Origin of the sequence: Pseudomonas sp. FDAARGOS_380, assembly GCF_002591235.1 — a bacterium.
Taxonomy (GTDB): Bacteria; Pseudomonadota; Gammaproteobacteria; order Pseudomonadales; family Pseudomonadaceae; genus Aquipseudomonas; species Aquipseudomonas salmasensis.
Genome location: NZ_CP023969.1, coordinates 1877624 through 1896571 on the forward strand (window position 1 = coordinate 1877624; position 18948 = coordinate 1896571).

Annotated in this window: 18 protein-coding genes; 12 read left to right on the forward strand and 6 right to left on the reverse strand. The window is 57.1% G+C overall.

Going from position 1 to position 18948, the window contains the following annotated elements; genetic code table 11:
- Genes recF through dnaA form a run of 3 tightly spaced genes read right to left on the reverse strand, consistent with a single transcriptional unit; the run spans nt 1 to nt 3784 of the window.
- Nucleotides 1-1104 carry a DNA replication/repair protein RecF gene (recF, locus tag CRN80_RS08795; protein ID WP_003187251.1) on the reverse strand — a complete coding sequence of 368 codons (1104 nt, stop codon included), beginning with the start codon at nt 1102-1104 and terminating at the stop codon, nt 1-3.
- Between the two features lie 20 nt (nt 1105-1124).
- The gene (gene dnaN, locus CRN80_RS08800; protein ID WP_003187250.1) at nt 1125-2228 is read right to left on the reverse strand and encodes a DNA polymerase III subunit beta; all 1104 of its coding nucleotides are present in this window, start codon (nt 2226-2228) and stop codon (nt 1125-1127) included.
- A 38-nt stretch (nt 2229-2266) separates the two neighbouring features.
- Nucleotides 2267-3784, reverse strand: coding sequence for a chromosomal replication initiator protein DnaA (gene dnaA, locus CRN80_RS08805; RefSeq protein WP_032894380.1), 1518 nt, complete (start codon nt 3782-3784; stop codon nt 2267-2269).
- Between the two features lie 585 nt (nt 3785-4369).
- Between dnaA and rpmH the strand changes: the two genes are divergently transcribed.
- From rpmH to mnmE, 5 genes are all read left to right on the forward strand, one after another.
- Nucleotides 4370-4504, forward strand: a complete 135-nt coding sequence (gene rpmH / locus CRN80_RS08810) for a 50S ribosomal protein L34 (RefSeq protein ID WP_003213577.1) — start codon at nt 4370-4372, stop codon at nt 4502-4504.
- A 13-nt stretch (nt 4505-4517) separates the two neighbouring features.
- Nucleotides 4518-4925 (forward strand): ribonuclease P protein component, encoded by a 408-nt coding sequence (rnpA, locus tag CRN80_RS08815; protein WP_020302575.1) that lies wholly within the window; start codon nt 4518-4520, stop codon nt 4923-4925.
- Complete coding sequence (gene yidD, locus CRN80_RS08820) at nt 4918-5163, forward strand: membrane protein insertion efficiency factor YidD (RefSeq protein WP_019816912.1); 246 nt, start codon at nt 4918-4920, stop codon at nt 5161-5163. Before rnpA ends, yidD begins: the two co-directional genes overlap by 8 nt.
- A 2-nt stretch (nt 5164-5165) precedes the next feature.
- A complete protein-coding gene (yidC, locus tag CRN80_RS08825) occupies nt 5166-6848 on the forward strand; it encodes a membrane protein insertase YidC (RefSeq protein WP_003195904.1) in 1683 nt (560 codons plus the stop codon).
- Nucleotides 6849-6927: 79 nt separating this feature from the next.
- The gene (gene mnmE / locus CRN80_RS08830) at nt 6928-8298 is read left to right on the forward strand and encodes a tRNA uridine-5-carboxymethylaminomethyl(34) synthesis GTPase MnmE (RefSeq protein WP_056790746.1); all 1371 of its coding nucleotides are present in this window, start codon (nt 6928-6930) and stop codon (nt 8296-8298) included.
- Nucleotides 8299-8316: 18 nt separating this feature from the next.
- On the opposite strand, the gene CRN80_RS08835 is transcribed toward mnmE, so the two are convergent.
- From CRN80_RS08835 to CRN80_RS08845, 3 genes are all read right to left on the reverse strand, one after another.
- Nucleotides 8317-10707, reverse strand: coding sequence for a TonB-dependent siderophore receptor (locus tag CRN80_RS08835; RefSeq protein WP_169918573.1), 2391 nt, complete (start codon nt 10705-10707; stop codon nt 8317-8319).
- A gap of 136 nt (nt 10708-10843) precedes the next feature.
- Nucleotides 10844-11788 carry a FecR domain-containing protein gene (locus CRN80_RS08840; RefSeq protein ID WP_098949975.1) on the reverse strand — a complete coding sequence of 315 codons (945 nt, stop codon included), beginning with the start codon at nt 11786-11788 and terminating at the stop codon, nt 10844-10846.
- Nucleotides 11788-12294, reverse strand: a complete 507-nt coding sequence (locus CRN80_RS08845; protein WP_098949976.1) for a sigma-70 family RNA polymerase sigma factor — start codon at nt 12292-12294, stop codon at nt 11788-11790. The genes CRN80_RS08840 and CRN80_RS08845 overlap by 1 nt, the downstream gene beginning before the upstream one ends.
- Before the next feature lie 541 nt (nt 12295-12835).
- Between CRN80_RS08845 and mnmG the strand changes: the two genes are divergently transcribed.
- The 7 genes from mnmG (at nt 12836) to atpE (ending at nt 18900) form a co-directional block, all read left to right on the forward strand.
- Complete coding sequence (mnmG, locus tag CRN80_RS08850; RefSeq protein WP_025854394.1) at nt 12836-14728, forward strand: tRNA uridine-5-carboxymethylaminomethyl(34) synthesis enzyme MnmG; 1893 nt, start codon at nt 12836-12838, stop codon at nt 14726-14728.
- Entirely contained in the window at nt 14725-15369 is a 645-nt protein-coding gene (gene rsmG / locus CRN80_RS08855; RefSeq protein ID WP_098949977.1) for a 16S rRNA (guanine(527)-N(7))-methyltransferase RsmG, read from the forward strand. The genes mnmG and rsmG overlap by 4 nt, the downstream gene beginning before the upstream one ends.
- An 18-nt stretch (nt 15370-15387) precedes the next feature.
- Entirely contained in the window at nt 15388-16185 is a 798-nt protein-coding gene (locus tag CRN80_RS08860) for a ParA family protein (RefSeq protein WP_003195891.1), read from the forward strand.
- 9 nt (nt 16186-16194) lie between these two features.
- Nucleotides 16195-17067 carry a ParB/RepB/Spo0J family partition protein gene (locus CRN80_RS08865; RefSeq protein WP_003195890.1) on the forward strand — a complete coding sequence of 291 codons (873 nt, stop codon included), beginning with the start codon at nt 16195-16197 and terminating at the stop codon, nt 17065-17067.
- 148 nt (nt 17068-17215) lie between these two features.
- The gene (locus tag CRN80_RS08870; protein ID WP_010565865.1) at nt 17216-17623 is read left to right on the forward strand and encodes a F0F1 ATP synthase subunit I; all 408 of its coding nucleotides are present in this window, start codon (nt 17216-17218) and stop codon (nt 17621-17623) included.
- 16 nt (nt 17624-17639) lie between these two features.
- Nucleotides 17640-18509: a F0F1 ATP synthase subunit A gene (gene atpB / locus CRN80_RS08875; protein WP_003195886.1), complete on the forward strand. Its 870-nt coding sequence runs from the start codon at nt 17640-17642 to the stop codon at nt 18507-18509.
- Nucleotides 18510-18642: 133 nt separating this feature from the next.
- Complete coding sequence (gene atpE, locus CRN80_RS08880) at nt 18643-18900, forward strand: F0F1 ATP synthase subunit C (RefSeq protein ID WP_002555987.1); 258 nt, start codon at nt 18643-18645, stop codon at nt 18898-18900.
- Nucleotides 18901-18948 lie beyond the last annotated feature (48 nt).

Genomic DNA, 18948 nt, shown 5'->3' on the forward strand with positions numbered 1-18948 from the left:
TCACTCCCGATGGTCGTGGGTCTGGGTGATACGGCCTTGTTCCACGTGGAACAAAGCGACTGGCGTTTCCGTCTGCCAGCCTTCCCTCAATAATTCGTGGTCTACACAGGTGATAAACACCTGGCAGCGTAAGTCTTCCAACAAGCGGCATAGCGAGCGGCGGTGCTGCTCGTCGAGCTCCGACGGCAAGTCATCCACCAAATAAATACACTGACCGCGTCGAGCTTGGCTAACCAAATGGCCCTGCGCGATACGCAACGCACAGACCACCAACTTCTGCTGGCCGCGGGACAAGATATCCGCAGCATTGTGTGCACCTAATCTAAGGCGCAAATCAGCGCGTTGGGGTCCGGCCTGGGTGTGGCCGATTTGCTGATCCCGTTGCAAGGACGTTGCGAGCACTGCACTCAGCTCACGTTCTTTATCCCAACCCCGGTAATAACTCAGCGTCAGCCCCTCGAGGTCCAACAACTCGCTCAAGGTCTGCTCAAAGACTGGTTTCAAGGCTTTGATATAGGCGCGGCGGTATTCATCTATTTCGTCGCTGGCCAGGCACAGTTCACGGTCCCAGGCTGCTTGCGAAGCGGCGTCAAGTGTACCATGCCGCAGCCATGAGTTCCGCTGCCGCAGGGCCTTCTGCAGGCGCTGCCAAGTGGCCATAAAGCGTGGTTCCACGTGGAACACGCCCCAGTCGAGGAATTGCCGGCGGATTTTCGGGGCACCCTCCAGCAATCGAAAGCTGTCGGGGTTGATCAACTGCAACGGCAGGATCTCTGCCAACTGCGCTGCGCTGCGCGCATTTTGCCCGTCGATTCTGATCTGAAATTCCCCACCGCGATCACGCGATATCCCCAGGCTGCTATGACCGCCCTCAGCCAGTTCCACTTGGCCAAATACGGTGCAGGCCAATTGTTCGTACTGGATCACGGGTAACAGGCGGGCACTGCGGAAAGAACGCGCAAGCCCCAGCAGGTGGATGGCTTCCAGCACGCTGGTTTTACCACTGCCGTTGGCGCCATGGAGGATATTGATGCGGGGGGAAGGGGAGAAGGTCACCGGGTGCAGATTGCGCACCGCGGTGACTGAGACGCGACTGAGGGACATCTAGCTTCTGCTGAGCATGATTACAGGCGCATCGGCATGACAACGTAAGCCGAGTCGTCGTTGTCGGATTCTTGCACCAGGGCGCTGCTGTTGGAGTCCGACAGGATCAGACGAACCTGTTCGGTGGTCATCACACCCAGCACGTCCAACAGGTAGCTCACGTTAAAGCCGATTTCCAGCGATGCGCCGTTGTAGTCGACACCCACTTCTTCTTCCGCCTCTTCCTGTTCCGGGTTGTTGGCCTGGATTTTCAGTTGGCCGTTGGCCAGCTGCAGGCGAATACCACGGTACTTTTCGTTGGACAGAATCGCAGTACGGCTGAAGGCTTCACGCAGAGCCTGACGATCACCCACCACCAACTTGTCGCCGCCTTTAGGCAACACACGCTCGTAGTCCGGGAACTTGCCGTCTACCAGCTTGGAGGTGAAGGTGAACTCGCCGGTGGTCGCGCGAATGTGGTGCTGGCCCAACACGATGCTGACATTGCCGTCCGGCTCGGTGAGCAAGCGCGCCAGTTCAAGGATACCTTTGCGCGGAACGATCACCTGGTGACGATCCGGCTGACCGATATCGGCACGCATCGAGCACATCGCCAGGCGGTGACCGTCGGTGGCTACCGCACGGATGATGCCTTCAGAGACTTCCAGCAGCATACCGTTGAGGTAGTAACGCACGTCCTGCTGGGCCATGGCGAAACTGGTGCGCTCGATCAGGCGACGCAGCTTGCTTTGCTCCAGACTGCACGTCAGCGAGCCCGGACCTTCTTCCACGGTAGGGAAATCATTGGCCGGCAAGGTCGACAGGGTGAAACGACTGCGGCCAGCCTTGACCACCAACTTCTGCTCATCCACCTTGATGTCGATCAGCGCATCGTTAGGCAGGCTTTTGCAGATATCCATCAGCTTGCGCGCCGGCACGGTGATCTCGCCAGGTTCGGCGGGCTCTTCGAGCTGGACGCGACCCACCAGTTCGACTTCCAGGTCGGTACCGGTCAAGGACAACTGTTGGCCCTCGACCACCAGTAATACGTTGGAAAGCACCGGCAAGGTCTGTCGGCGCTCAACAACGCCTGCGACCAGTTGCAGGGGTTTCAACAGGGCTTCGCGTTGAATGGTGAAATGCATGGTCTAGTCCCTTGCCTTAATAAGCTGCGCTGGTGTCATCACGTAGTCAGTGTACGCAGCAGGTTCTTGTAGTCCTCGCGAATATCCGCGTCGGATTCCTTAAGTTCATTGATCTTGCGGCATGCGTGCAAGACCGTGGTGTGGTCGCGCCCGCCAAACACATCACCGATTTCCGGCAGGCTGTGGTTGGTCAACTCCTTGGAGAGGGCCATGGCAACCTGGCGTGGACGTGCGACCGAGCGCGAACGGCGCTTGGACAGCAAATCGGAAATCTTGATCTTGTAGTACTCGGCCACGGTGCGCTGGATGTTATCCACACTCACCAGCTTGTCCTGCAAGGCCAACAAGTCTTTCAAGGACTCGCGAATCAGCTCGATGGTGATATCGCGGCCCATGAAGTGCGAGTGAGCGATGACCCGCTTGAGCGCGCCTTCCAGCTCACGCACGTTGGAACGGATGCGTTGGGCGATGAAGAATGCAGCATCGTGCGGCAGATCGACTTTAGCCTGGTCGGCCTTCTTCATCAGGATCGCTACACGGGTTTCCAACTCCGGAGGCTCGACTGCAACGGTCAGGCCCCAGCCGAAACGCGACTTCAGACGCTCTTCCAGGCCTTCGATTTCCTTCGGGTAACGGTCACTGGTCAAGATGACCTGCTGGCCACCTTCGAGCAGGGCGTTGAAGGTGTGGAAGAACTCTTCCTGGGAACGTTCCTTGCGGGCGAAGAACTGAATGTCATCGATCAGCAAGGCATCAACGGAGCGGTAGAAACGCTTGAACTCGTTGATGGCGTTGAGCTGCAAGGCCTTGACCATGTCGGCCACGAAGCGCTCCGAATGCAGGTAAACCACCTTGGCATTCGGGTTCTTCTTTAATAGGTGGTTACCGACGGCGTGCATCAAGTGCGTCTTACCCAAACCTACGCCGCCATAAAGGAAGAGCGGGTTGTAACCATGCTTGGGGTTATCGGCGACCTGCCAGGCGGCCGCTCGGGCCAGCTGGTTGGATTTACCTTCGACGAAGTTTTCGAAGGTAAACGTGCGGTTCAGGTAACTGGTGTGCTTGAGCGCGCCTTCTACCTGCACAGTGCGTTGCTCGGAGCGCACAGGCGCCTGCTGGGAGCTGGCACCGGCCATCGGGTCGAAGCTGTCGCGGGACGGCTCCTCATTCTCCGGCGCATTTTTGCGCGACGAAGGTTTGGACGGCGCAGCTGTCGGTGCAGGTGCTGCGGCGACAGGCGCCACTGCAGCTTGGGCTTGCGACGCGGCGGCGGCCAATGGCGCATTCGGCGCGGCGCGGGGAGCTGAGCTGCGCTTGCTGCCTATTAATAAGGAAAGAGCAGGCGCCAGACCGTTGCCATGTTCGTCGAGCAATTCGAGAACGCGGCCCAGGTACTTCTCGTTGACCCAGTCGAGGACAAAACGATTGGGCGCATAGACACGCAACTCGTCGCCTTCGGCTTCGACCTGTAGCGGACGGATCCAGGTGTTGAATTGCTGGGCAGGCAGCTCATCGCGCAAAAGCTCCACGCACTGCTGCCAAAGTTCCACTGACACGGATATCCCCTAAGTTGAAAGCCGGTGAGGCAAAAACAGCCGCCATTGTAGCGGCCAGCCGTCCACTTATCCACATGTAGGTTGCTCACAGGCCACCCAAAATCAATGCCTTAACCGCAAAAAATGCGACCAGTGGTCTGTGCATAAGCTCTGTGGATAAACCCACCTAAGCTCGTTGTACAAGTGGGGTCGAAAGTCTGTGGGTAACCGGCTTGTGGATAACTGCCTGTTCCACACACAGCTTATCCGATAGCGCAGCACAGGCAGAGCACCGCTTCTCCCCCGTGTTGTCATTCTCTGTACAACACGTAAAACAAGGGCTGAAGGTAGTTATCCACAGATGATCACGCCTCTAGCTTTTATAAGCTTTACAGAAAAGCTTTAAATAACTTCCTTCTTTATTTTTATATCTATGGCATGTCGGATGGAAGCCAAACGGAGAGAAGGGCGTCAGGACCCCGTCGACATCTAATTAAAGGAAAAGCTGGTTGGAAATTGACCTAGAGGCTTGCTTTCTCTAGAATCGCCGGTCTCTTAAAACGGGGGCCATTCCGGCCCGTTGTGGACGAACCAGGTAACAACGCCATGAAACGTACTTTCCAACCAAGCACCATCAAACGCGCCCGTACTCACGGCTTCCGTGCTCGCATGGCTACCAAGAACGGCCGTGCTGTCCTGTCGCGTCGTCGCGCCAAAGGTCGTGCGCGTCTGGCAGTTTGATAATCCGGTACTGGTGGTGAGTCAGGACTTCAGTCGGGAAAAGCGTCTGCTAACCCCCCGGCATTTCAAGGCAGTCTTTGACTCCCCCACCGGCAAGGTTCCGGGGAAAAATCTCCTGCTCCTTGCGCGTAACAACGATCTTGATCACCCCCGTCTCGGGTTGGTGATCGGCAAGAAGAGCGTAAAGCTCTCCGTTGAGCGCAATCGCCTCAAGCGTCTGATGCGCGAATCGTTTCGCCTCCACCAGGACACTCTGGTTGGTTGGGATATTGTTATCGTCGCGCGCAAAGGCTTGGGTGATGTAGAAAACCCCGAATTGATTCAGCATTTCGGCAAGCTCTGGAAACGTTTGGCGCGTACCCACAAGCCAGCACCAGCAGTCAGCACCGAAACTGTAGGGGTAGACAGCCTTGATGCGTAAACTGGCAATCGTTCCGATCCAGTTTTATCGCTATGCCATTAGTCCTCTGATGGCCAGCCACTGTCGTTTCTACCCCAGTTGTTCCTGCTACGCGTTAGAGGCCATAGAAAATCATGGTCTTCTGCGCGGTGGCTGGCTGACCTTTCGTCGTTTAGGTCGCTGTCATCCGTGGAATCCCGGTGGTTATGACCCGGTTCCACCTATCCCTACCTCCCGTTCTTCTTCGATGGCCGAGTAATCATGGATATTAAACGCACAATCCTGATCGTCGCCCTGGCAATCGTGTCCTATGTCATGGTCCTTAAATGGAACCAGGACTACGGTCAGGCTGCCCTGCCGACTCAGAATGTTGCTACCAATCAGGCTGCGCCGGCTATTCCGGACACCCCGCTGGGTAACAATGCGTCCGCGAGTGCCGATGTTCCCAGCGCGAATGGCGAGACAAGTGCCCCGTTAGAAACGCCAGTGGTCACCAACAAAGACCTCATCCACGTAAAAACGGATGTGCTCGACCTGGCTATCGACCCACAGGGTGGTGATATCGCACAGCTGAAGCTGCCGCTTTATCCTCGTCGCCAAGACCATCCGGATGTGCCGTTCCAACTGTTCGATAACGGCGGTGAACGTACTTATCTGGCGCAAAGCGGCCTGACCGGCACCAATGGTCCGGATGCACGTGCTACCGGTCGTCCGGTTTATTCGACCGAACAGAAGACTTATCAACTGGCAGACGGCCAGAACCAGTTGAACGTCGACCTGAAATTCAGCCTCGACGGCGTCAACTACATCAAGCGTTTCAGCTTTACCCGCGGTTTGTACGATTTGAAGGTCACTTACCTGATCGACAACACCAGCGACAAAGCCTGGAGCGGCAACCTGTTTGCCCAGCTCAAGCGTGACGCCAGCTCCGATCCGTCTTCCAGCACCGCCACCGGCACCGCGACTTACCTGGGCGCCGCCCTGTGGACAAGTAACGAGCCGTACAAAAAAGTGTCGATGAAAGATATCGACAAGGGCACGCTGAAAGAAACCGTCCAAGGTGGTTGGGTAGCGTGGCTGCAGCACTATTTCGTGACCGCCTGGATCCCGAACAAGGGTGACGCGAACCTGGTTCAAACCCGCAAGGACAGCCAGGGCAACTACATCATTGGCTTCACTGGCCCGGCGTTGACCGTCGCTCCAGGTGCCAAGGCTGAAACCAGCGCTACCCTGTACGCCGGCCCTAAAAGCCAGGCCGTACTGAAAGAGTTGTCCCCAGGTCTGGAACTGACTGTGGATTACGGCTTCCTGTGGTTCATTGCCCAGCCGATCTTCTGGCTGTTGCAACATATCCACAGCATCGTCGGTAACTGGGGCTGGTCGATCATCTTCCTGACCATGCTGATCAAAGGGCTTTTCTTCCCTCTGTCGGCAGCCAGCTACAAGTCGATGGCGCGTATGCGTGCCGTGGCCCCGAAACTGGCCGCGCTGAAAGAACAACATGGCGATGACCGGCAGAAAATGTCGCAGGCCATGATGGAGCTGTACAAGAAAGAGAAGATCAACCCGCTGGGTGGATGCTTGCCGATTCTGGTGCAGATGCCGGTGTTCCTGTCGCTGTACTGGGTACTCCTGGAAAGCGTGGAAATGCGCCAGGCGCCGTTCATGCTGTGGATAACTGACCTGTCGATCAAAGACCCGTTCTTTATCCTGCCGATCATCATGGGCGCGACCATGTTCATCCAGCAGCGTCTGAACCCAACCCCGCCGGATCCGATGCAGGCCAAGGTAATGAAAATGATGCCAATCATCTTCACCTTCTTCTTCCTGTGGTTCCCTGCTGGCTTGGTACTGTACTGGGTGGTCAACAACGTGTTGTCGATCTCTCAACAGTGGTACATCACACGTAAAATCGAAGCGGCTACCCAAAAAGCCGAGGCGTAATTTACTCTGTGGATAGCCACTCAAGACGCCCCCTAGTGGGGCGTTTTGCTTTCCGTCACTTTTGTTCTGGAACCTGCTGATGAGCGCTCCTCGTGAAACCATCGCTGCTGTCGCCACCGCTCAAGGTCGAGGCGGCGTCGGTATCGTTCGAATTTCCGGGCCGTTGGCGGGCGTGGCAGCCAAGGCTATCAGCGGCCGGGAGCTGAAACCCCGTTATGCCCATTACGGCCAGTTCCTGGATGCCGACCAAAGCGTATTGGACGAGGGTCTGGCCATCTATTTTCCTGGGCCAAACTCGTTCACCGGTGAAGATGTCCTTGAGTTACAAGGGCACGGTGGTCCTGTGGTGTTGGACATGCTGCTGCAGCGCTGCTTGCAATTGGGTTGCCGCCTGGCCAGACCAGGGGAATTCAGCGAACGCGCATTCTTGAACGATAAGCTCGACCTGGCCCAGGCCGAAGCCATCGCCGATTTGATCGAAGCCAGTTCTGCACAGGCTGCACGTAACGCATTGCGTTCATTGCAGGGGGCTTTTTCCCTGCGTGTGCATAACTTGACCGAGCAGTTGATCAGTCTGCGCATCTACGTCGAAGCCGCCATTGATTTTCCGGAAGAAGAAATCGACTTCCTGGCCGATGGCCACGTATTGGCGATGTTGGATAAAGTCCGCGACGAGTTATCCACAGTGCTGCGCGAGGCCGGGCAGGGCGCCTTGCTACGCGATGGTATGACGGTGGTGATTGCCGGCCGGCCCAATGCCGGCAAGTCCAGCCTGCTCAATGCCCTGGCAGGGCGCGAAGCAGCCATCGTCACCGAGATCGCCGGCACTACCCGGGATATCTTGCGTGAACATATCCACATCGACGGTATGCCGCTGCACGTGGTGGACACCGCTGGTCTGCGCGATACCGACGACCAGGTGGAAAAGATCGGCGTGGAACGTGCGCTCAAGGCGATCAGCGAAGCCGATCGTGTGTTGCTGGTGGTGGATGCCACTGCGCCGGAAGCTGTGGATCCTTTTGCCTTGTGGCCCGAATTCCTTGAACAACGGCCAGACCCAGCCAAAGTCACCTTGATCCGTAACAAGGCCGACCTTACGGGGGAAGCCATCGCCCTGGAAACCAGTGAAGATGGCCACGTTACCATCAGCTTGAGCGCGAAATCAGCCGGTGACGGTCTGGAGTTGCTGCGCGAACACCTTAAAGCCTGCATGGGCTACGAACAGACCTCGGAAAGCAGCTTCAGTGCGCGCCGCAGGCACCTGGAAGCGCTGCGTCATGCCAGCGCGGCCTTGGAGCACGGGCGCGCCCAACTGACCTTGGCGGGGGCTGGGGAGCTGCTGGCTGAAGATCTGCGCCAAGCGCAGCAGCTGTTGGGTGAAATCACCGGGGCTTTCAGTTCGGATGACTTGCTGGGGCGGATTTTCTCCAGCTTCTGCATCGGCAAATAGTCGAGTTATCCACAACGACTACCAGTTATAGGACACCGTACCGAGCAAGGTACGGCTGTCGCCCCAATAGCAACGCCCTGCATCGTTGCAACCAGATACATATTCCTTGTCGAACAGGTTCTTGGCGTTCAGGTCCACCGACCAGTGTGGGTTGATCTGATAACCCAGTGCCGCATCCACCAAGGTGACGCTTCCTGCATCCAGCTTGCCGTAGAGCGTCGGCGCCGTGTAGGCAAAGGTACTGTCGAAATAACGTACACCGCCGCCCAGGGAGAAACCCTTGAGTTGGCCATCCAGGAAGCGATATTTACCCCACACCGAAGCCTGATTACGCGGCACGCCCGTCATTTGACGGCCTTCCACCAGCGAGGTGGCCGAATCCTTGGTTATCCGGGCGTCGGTGTAGGTATAGGCCGCCGTCACGTTGAAGTTGGCGCTGATGTTGCTGTTGACCTCGACTTCCACGCCCTTGGCACGACTTTCACCGACTTGGCGATAGCTGTTGGTGGTGGCATCCAGGTAGGTATCGTCCTGCTTGCGCAGGTCATACACCGACACGGTCATCGCCGTATCCCAGCCGATCGGTTCGTACTTAACGCCCACTTCGTATTGGCTGCTGGTGATCGGTTTCAACGGCGAGCCGGCATTGGAGATCTGCTGCACGGGGACAAATGCGGTGGAATAGCTGACATACGGCGTAAGGCCGTTGTCGAACTGGTACATCACCCCGCCCTGGTAGGTGAATTTACGATCCTGTGAGTTGATATTGCTTGATGGCTGGACCTTGTCGCGGTAGTCGCTGTCGACCCAGTCCTGGCGGCCGCCGAGCAGAAAGAGCCAATGGTCGTATTGGCTCTGGACCTGCGCATAAACGCCTTTCATCTGCTGTTCAAGCAAGGTGTTTTGCACCGCCAGTGGAGTGAGCGGGTCACGCAGGTACACCGGGTTATACACATCGATGGTGCCGGCGAAACCCGCATCCCAGTCTTGATTGAACGAGGTTCGGTCATAGCTGGCTCCCAATAGCACCGTGTTTTCGAGGCCGCCCACCTGGAACTTGCCTTCGAGCTGGTTATCCAGGGAATAGACCATCGATTTGTTGTAGCGGTCGTAGGCGTTCATGTTCAGCCGGGTGCCGAAGCCGCCGTTATTGAGTGTGCCTGGCCAGGTTTCATGCCGGTTGATGCGTGACTGCATATAGCGCGAGTTCTGACGGAACTGCCAATCGTCATTGAAGCTGTGGCTGAACTCATAGCCGGTGCTCCACGCTTCGCGTTCAAAGGTGTTCCAGTCCGGGTTGCCCAGCAGGGTGTGTTTGGACAGCTTGCCGTTGGGATTTGTAAGCAGAGTGCCGGCTGCGGGTAGGCCGAGTTCCAGGTTGGTATGGTCTTTCTGGTAGTTGGCCAGCAGCGTCAGGGTGTTGTAGTCGTCGAAGTTCAGGGTCAGGGATGGCGCGATATACAGACGATCGTCCGGGACGTGATCGGTCTGTGTGTCGGATTTACGCCCCAGCATCACCACTCGGCCCAGGATATTGTCACTGTTGTTGAGCGGGCCCGAGATATCCACACCCAACTGGCGTCGATTGTTCGAACCATAACTCACCTGCACCTCGCCCTGCGGGGTTGCAGTCGGGTGTTTACTCACCAGGTTAACCAGGCCGCCGGGTGCGTTTTCGCCATAGAGCAAGGAAGAAGGGCCGCGGAAAATCTCGACACGTTCCAGGCCGTAGGGTTCGCTGGTGGTGTCGTATCGATTGCCTTGAACTCGCAGGCCATCTCGCAGCAGGCCGTAGCCGTAATCGGTGGCGTTGAAACCGCGAATGAAAAACAGATCGCCTGCCAAGCCGTCGCCGGCCGCGAACGGTGGGGCGAAGATCCCCGGTACGTAGCCCAACACTTCTGTCAGGGTCTGGGATTTCTGATCCTTGATACGCTGGCCAGTGACAACGGACACCGAACGCGGAGTCTCGGACAGCGGTGTGCTGGTCTTGGTGCCGATGCGGCTGTTCTGAGCCTTGTAGCCTACATCCCCGCCGATCTCTTGATTGAAACCGCCCTGTTGATAAGCGCTCACGGTGGTAGGTGCCAAAGTCAGTTGGCCAGCAGGTGCCGCCTGTAATACATAGCTGCCGGGAGCCTGTGCGACCGCCTGCAGGCCCGAGTTCTGCAGCAGCAGCGCAAAGCCCTGGTCCACCGAGTAATCACCTTGCAGCCCTGGCGAATTCAAACGCGCGGTTTGCTGGGGGGAGAAGGACAGAATCACATTGGCCCTGGCGGCAAACTGGCTCAAGGCCTTGTCCAGAGGCCCAGCGGCAATTGCAAAGTGTTGCGTTGCGCTGGCGGCCATGACGGCGGTGGATAACAACACACCGGTCGTCGCGGTGATGAGCTGCAGACCGTAGGTCATACCATGGCAGGAAAGCCGTTTGCGGAGCGGGGTGGGAAGGCGCATAGGTGAGTAAGCCCTGAAGGTAGCGTCGTGATTACCTGTAGGGCCGCGCCAGGTCAAAAAAAGATAACCCCTCTGTGGATTATTTTTTCGGTCAGCCTATTCGGGTGACCGACACCCAATAGCGCGTAAAGTATTTCACTTGAATCGGCAGGCTCGCTTGCAGGTTAGCGAGGACGGCATCGGTTGAGTCCAGACGGAAGGTACCGGAAACACGCAGGCCCGCAGACGCTTGGTCGCAGTGCAAGACGCCCGGCCGATAGCGCGCCAACTCATCGATAACGTCTCCCAGCCGAGCATCGAGCACAATCAGTTGCCCATCGACCCAGGCTGCTTGTATACCGCCATACCCCTGGGTAGGGCGCACATCGCCCCGATCAAACTCTGCGCTCTCACCCGCGCCAAGGATTCGGTGACGTTCGGGTTGGTCGCCTGGGGACACTTCAACCCGCTCTTCCAAGACGCCAACCCGCGTGGCGTCCGGCAGTTGGCGCACAGTAAACCGAGTACCCAGCGCCTGTACCCGGCCTTGGCGAGTCTCTACATAAAACGGTAAGTGCCCACCCCGTTTGCCGGTGTGGATAAGTACTTCACCCTCGCGCAAACGAATCAAACGTTGGCGCCCGTCAAATGCCACATCGATAGCGGTATGAGTATTGAGATTGATCTGCGTGCCATCGGCCAGCTCGATGCGTCGCCTCTGGCCCACCGACGTCCGGTAATCAGCCCATACGTTACGCAGCGACGTATGTTGCTGAACGTTCCAACCCAGATAGCCACTGCCGCCGAGCACCAGCATCCACTTGAGTACCTGGCGCCGCTGTTGCGTGGTGGATAACGCGCGGCGCGTGAGGTCAGGGGGCAGGGCACCGAGGCTGCGCTGCAACTGCTCCATCTGGTTCCAGGCCGCCTGATGGGACGGGTCACGATTAAGCCACTGCTGCCAGGCTTGATGTTGTTCGGGCGTCGGTGGTTGCGACTGGAATTGCACATACCAACTGGCAGCGGCCTCGAATGTCTTGCGGTCGGGGCTGGCCATCACCGGCTGGCCATGAGCAGGGAGCACTCGGTGAGGGCGCGGATCATGTGTTTCTTCACGGTGGTCAGCGATACCTGCAGTTGATCGGCGATCTGTTGATAAGTCAGCCCTTCAATCTGTGCCAGCATGAAAATTCGCCGTGCCCGCTCACCCAGCCCAGACAGCGCTTTATCCACAGCCACCAGGGTTTCGATGATGATTGCCTTGTCTTCCTCACTGATAGCAGTGGCTTCAGGACGCTCTGCCAAGACCTGCCTGTAGGCCTGTTCGACGGCATGCCGGCGATAGCGGTCGATCACCAGGCCTCTGGCGATGGTCGCCAGATAGTCCCGTGGTTCAAGAATCTGCGCTGCGTGACGTCCACCGAGCATGCGCACGAACGTATCGTGGGCCACATCGGCTGCATCGCTGGCGTTATGCAATTTCCCCTTGAGCCACCCGCGAAGCCACGAATGATGTTGCTCATAGATGTGCTGGACCGCTGCGGTATGTGAAGAGGGAGGCATAGGCGCGACAAGGTAGGTTAATGATAATCGCTATTATTAACTGGCCCAGTGTTTTCCCACAATAGATCTCTTTTTGTCCTACCCAGGATTAATTCCTAGCATTGTCGTGGACGAAATGTGGCGTTTATGTGGATTAAGCCCTGTGAATAACCGCTCCTGAGCCCAGTTGATAACAAGGCCTGAAACCTGAGTAAAAACCCGTCTGTGGATAACCACCCGTTTAATCCACAGGCTTAAAGTACTTATCCAAGGGCCTCATTGGCAGATGATCACAGTGTTTTGAATCGCTGTACACATTGAAAATAAAGGGCTGTAGAGATCTATCCACAGAAAGTTCGCTCAGTATAAATAAACATAAAAACAAAGATTTAATAAATTTCTCTCTTTTAATTTCTATTGTCTGTGATTCATCCACAGCTGGTTAAATTTTGTGCAAAGGGTTCTTTAGGAAGGGCTAAGTCCCTATACTTGCCCGCAAAGCTCTAAAACCCTTTCAACAAACAATTCCTGATTACCTACATAAGCAGGCACGAGGTGCGTGGTGGATTTCCCTTCCCGTTTTGAAGTGATCGTCATCGGCGGCGGTCATGCCGGTACCGAGGCAGCACTGGCGTCAGCACGCATGGGCGTAAAAACCCTGTTGCTGACGCACAACGTGGAAACGCTCGGTGCCATGAGTTGCAACCCCGCGATTGGCGGGATTGGCAAAAGCCATCTGGTCAAGGAAATCGATGCCCTTGGCGGCGTGATGGCCATGGCCACCGACAAAGGTGGCATTCAGTTTCGTGTGCTCAACAGCCGCAAAGGCCCGGCCGTGCGTGCAACCCGTGCCCAGGCCGACCGTATCCTGTACAAGGCAGCGGTACGTGAAACCCTGGAAAACCAGCCGAACCTGTGGATATTTCAGCAGGCAGCCGATGACCTGATCGTCGAACAGGACCAGGTACGTGGTGTCGTCACTCAAATGGGCCTGCGTTTCTTCGCAGAATCCGTCGTACTGACCACCGGCACTTTCCTGGGTGGGCTTATCCACATCGGCATGCAAAACTATTCCGGTGGTCGCGCTGGTGACCCGCCGTCGATTGCTCTGGCAAAACGCCTGCGGGAATTGCCGTTGCGTGTCGGTCGCCTGAAAACCGGGACTCCGCCACGTATTGACGGGCGTTCCGTGGATTTTTCGGTGATGACCGAACAAGCCGGCGATACGCCGATTCCGGTCATGTCGTTCATGGGCTCTAAGGAACAGCATCCAAAACAGGTCAGTTGCTGGATCACCCACACCAATGCGCGTACCCACGAAATCATTGCCGCGAACCTTGATCGTTCGCCGATGTATTCCGGGGTGATCGAAGGCATTGGCCCGCGTTATTGCCCCTCGATCGAAGACAAAATCCACCGCTTTGCCGACAAGGAAAGCCATCAGGTCTTTATCGAGCCGGAAGGGCTGACCACCCACGAGCTGTATCCGAACGGAATTTCGACGTCGTTGCCGTTCGACGTGCAAATCCAGATCGTGCAATCGATTCGCGGTATGGAAAACGCACACATCGTGCGTCCGGGCTACGCCATCGAGTACGACTACTTCGACCCGCGTGACCTGAAATACAGCCTGGAAACCAAAGTGATTGGCGGCCTGTTCTTCGCCGGCCAAATCAACGGCACCACCGGTTATGAAGAAGCCGGCGCCCAAGGTTTGCTGGCCGGGACCAACGCAGCATTGCGTGCACAGGGCAAAGACAGCTGGTGCCCGCGTCGCGATGAAGCCTACATCGGCGTATTGGTCGATGACCTGATTACCCTGGGTACCCAGGAACCGTACCGGATGTTCACTTCTCGGGCGGAATACCGTCTGATCCTGCGCGAAGACAACGCCGACCTGCGCTTGACCGAAAAAGGTCGCGAGTTGGGCCTGGTCGATGACGCCCGCTGGGCGGCCTTCTGCAAAAAACGCGAAAGCATTGCGCTCGAAGAACAGCGTCTGAAAAGCACCTGGGTTCGCCCGGGCACGGAGCAGGGCGACGCCATTGCAGAAAAATTCGGCACGCCGTTGACCCATGAGTACAACTTGCTCAACCTGCTTTCCCGTCCGGAAATCGACTACGCTGGTTTGGTCGAAGTGACTGGCCAGGGCGCAGAAGATCCACAGGTTGCCGAACAGGTTGAGATCAAGACCAAATACGCAGGCTACATTGATCGCCAGCAGGACGAGATCGCCCGGCTGCGCGCCAGTGAAGACACCAAGCTGCCTGTGGATATCGACTACACCGGGATTTCCGGGTTGTCGAAAGAAATCCAAAGCAAGCTGGGGATAACTCGGCCCGAAACTCTCGGCCAGGCTTCACGTATCCCTGGCGTCACGCCGGCAGCCATCTCGTTGTTGATGATTCATTTGAAAAAACGCGGCGCGGGCCGTCAGTTGGAGCAAAGCGCTTGAGTTCGTTGGTCACCTCGCAACACGCCGAAGAGTTATCCACAGGAGCGCGCCAGTTGGGCGTGGCCCTGACCGAAGCCCAGCATGAGTTACTGCTGGGCTACCTGGCCCTGTTGATCAAATGGAACAAGGCTTACAACCTGACCGCCGTGCGTGACCCCGACGAGATGGTGTCGCGGCATTTGCTCGACAGCCTCAGCGTGATGCCGTTTATCGAAGACGGCCGCTGGCTCGACGTCGGCAGTGGCGGCGGCATGCCTGGCATTCCGTTGGCGATCCTGTTTCCGCAGGCCCACGTGACTTGCCTGGATAGCAACGGCAAGAAAACCCGCTTCCTGACCCAGGTCAAACTCGAGCTCAAGCTGGATAACCTGCAAGTTATCCACAGTCGTGTCGAAGCGTTCACGCCTGAACTGCCATTCAACGGGATCGTGTCCCGGGCATTCAGCAGCATGGAGAACTTCAGCAACTGGACGCGCCACCTGGGCGACCGTGACACCCGCTGGCTGGCAATGAAGGGCGTTCATCCAAGCGACGAGCTGTTAGCATTGCCGGCAGACTTCCACCTCGATAGCGAACACGCCTTGGCCGTACCTGGTTGCCAAGGCCAACGCCATCTGCTGATACTGCGCCGCACGGCATGATTGGGAACACAAGCAAGAATGGCTAAGGTATTCGCGATAGCGAACCAGAAAGGTGGTGTGGGTAAAACCACCACCTGTATCAACCTCGCAGCATCCCTGGTCGCGACCAAGCGTCGGGTGCTGCTGATCGATCTCGATCCACAGGGCAACGCCACCATGGGTAGCGGTGTGGATAAACACGGCCTGGAAAACTCGGTCTACGATTTGCTGATTGGCGAATGCGACCTGGCCCAGGCCATGCACTATTCCGAGCACGGCGGTTACCAACTGCTGCCGGCCAACCGCGATCTGACCGCGGCGGAAGTGGTGCTGCTGGAAATGCAGATGAAAGAAAGCCGTCTGCGCAGCGCCCTGGCGCCCATTCGCGACAACTACGATTACATCTTGATCGACTGCCCACCGTCGCTGTCGATGCTCACGCTTAACGCCCTGGTAGCCGCCGATGGGGTGATTATCCCCATGCAGTGCGAGTACTACGCGTTGGAAGGCCTGAGCGACCTTGTGGATAACATCAAGCGCATTGCCGAGTTGCTCAACCCGAAACTGCAGATCGAAGGCTTGTTGCGGACCATGTTCGACCCGCGCCTGAGCCTGATGAACGATGTGTCGGCGCAGCTCAAGGAACACTTCGGTGACCAGCTGTACGACACCGTGATTCCACGCAACATCCGCCTGGCCGAAGCGCCAAGCTATGGCATGCCCGCGCTGGCGTACGACAAATCCTCGCGTGGTGCCATTGCCTACCTGGCATTGGCTGGCGAGATGGTTCGCCGCCAACGCCGTAATTCACGCACCGCTGCAGCCCAGCCAACTTAAGGAACCCCCATGGCCGTCAAGAAACGAGGTCTCGGACGTGGACTGGATGCACTGTTGAGTGGTCCGACCGTCACATCGCTTGAAGAACAAGCGGTGCAGGCCGACGAGCGCGAGCTGCAGCACTTGCCGCTGGACCTGATCCAGCGCGGCAAATACCAGCCACGTCGGGACATGGACCCCCAGGCCCTGGAAGAACTGTCCAACTCGATCAAGGCCCAGGGCGTGATGCAGCCCATCGTGGTGCGCCCCATTGGCGGTGGCCGCTTTGAGATCATCGCCGGTGAGCGCCGCTGGCGCGCCAGCCAGCAGGCCGGCAAGGAAACTATCCCGGCGATGGTGCGCGATGTGCCGGATGAAACCGCGATCGCCATGGCATTGATCGAAAATATCCAGCGTGAAGACCTCAACCCGATCGAAGAGGCGATTGCGTTGCAGCGTTTGCAGCAGGAATTCCAGCTCACCCAGCAACAAGTGGCCGAGGCAGTGGGCAAGTCCCGCGTCACCGTGTCCAACTTGTTGCGTTTGATCGCGCTGCCGGAAGTGATCAAGACCATGTTGTCCCACGGCGACCTGGAAATGGGCCATGCCCGTGCGTTGCTCGGTTTGCCCGAAAATCAACAGGTTGAAGGGGCGCGACACGTTGTCGCACGAGGCCTGACCGTACGTCAGACTGAAGCGCTGGTGCGCCAATGGCTCAGCGGCAAACCTGCACCGGTCGAAACCGCCAAACCTGATCCGGATATCGCGCGACTCGAGCAGCGCCTGGCCGAGCGCCTGGGCTCTGCGGTGCAAATTCGTCACGGCAAGAAGGGCAAAGGGCAATTGGTCATCGGATATAACTCCCTTGACGAGCTTCAAGGCGTCCTTGCCCACATCCGCTGAAACATTTGCTTATGTAGCGCGTGATCGGAAATCACTACCCGACAGTTGAATAGGGGCTGAACCGCCCCTATACTCTGCGCGCATTTTGTCGGCACAAATTATGCCAAGTTATTGATTTCCGGCAGCCGACCATTGAGGAGCAAGAGTGATGGAAACCCGCACGCCAAACACGTTGCCGTTCCATCGCTTGGCTGTTTTTCCGGTTCTACTGGCTCAATTTGTCATTTTGCTGATCGCCGCATTGGCGCTTTGGTATTGGCATGGAGTCGTAGCCGGGTATTCAGGACTCTGCGGAGGCCTGATAGCCTTGCTGCCCAATATGTATTTTGCTCACAGGGCCTTTCGGTTTTCCGGCGCCCGAGCAGCCCAGGCTATCGTCCGGTCTTTTTATGCCGGCGAGGCGGGGAAACTGATTTTGACGGCAGTGCTGTTTGCACTGACCTTTGCAGGTGTGAAGCCATTGGCGCCGCTGGCTGTATTCGGCGTCTTCGTGTTGACCCAACTGGTCAGCTGGTTCGCTCCCCTGCTAATGAAAACAAGACTTTCGAAACCTTAGGGCGTTTGAGGCAACCATGGCAGAAACAACCGCTTCGGGCTATATCCAGCACCACTTGCAGAACCTGACCTTCGGTCAGCTTCCTAATGGCGGCTGGGGCTTTGCCCACACCGCAGCAGAAGCCAAAGAAATGGGTTTCTGGGCTTTCCACCTGGACACTCTGGGTTGGTCGGTCGCATTGGGCCTGATCTTCGTTCTGATTTTCCGCATGGCGGCGAAGAAGGCGACTTCCGGTCAGCCAGGTGCTTTGCAGAACTTCGTTGAAGTATTGGTCGAATTCGTCGATGGCAGCGTGAAAGACAGCTTCCATGGCCGTAGCCCGGTGATTGCACCGCTGGCACTGACCATCTTCGTCTGGGTGTTCCTGATGAACGCCGTCGACCTGATTCCGGTGGACTGGATTCCTCAGTTGGCCATGGCGATCTCCGGCGACCCGCACATTCCATTCCGCGCCGTATCCACCACTGACCCGAACGCTACACTGGGCATGGCTCTGTCGGTATTCGCGCTGATCATTTTCTACAGCATCAAGGTCAAGGGCATCGGCGGTTTCATCGGCGAACTGACCCTGCACCCGTTCGGCAGCAAGAACATCTTCGTTCAAGCCCTGCTGATCCCGGTGAACTTCCTGCTGGAATTCGTCACCCTGATCGCCAAGCCGATTTCCCTGGCTCTGCGACTGTTCGGCAACATGTATGCCGGCGAGCTGGTGTTCATTCTGATCGCTGTGATGTTCGGCAGCGGCCTGCTCTGGCTTAGCGGCCTGGGCGTAGTTCTGCAGTGGGCGTGGGCTGTGTTCCACATCCTGATCATTACCCTGCAGGCCTTCATCTTCATGATGCTGACCATCGTCTACCTGTCGATGGCGCACGAAGAGAACCATTAAGACCAGTCTCGACTAGTCTGATGTCCTTCCCGGTCAAACGGGAAGGTGGCCCAACAGGGCTATGAAACGATTTGTTTTACCGCTTTAAAATCTAAAAAACCTAAACCATACGACGTAAAAGTCGGGAGGAAAGATGGAAACTGTAGTTGGTCTAACCGCTATCGCTGTTGCACTGTTGATCGGCCTGGGCGCCCTGGGTACTGCCATTGGTTTCGGCCTGCTGGGCGGCAAATTCCTGGAAGGCGCAGCGCGTCAGCCAGAAATGGTCCCAATGCTGCAAGTTAAAATGTTCATCGTCGCCGGCCTGCTCGACGCCGTGACCATGATCGGCGTTGGTATCGCACTGTTCTTCACCTTCGCGAACCCCTTCGTTGGTCAACTCGCTGGCTAATCACTCGACTTTTCGAGTGATTGGGGTGATGGACAACGAATGAGCGAG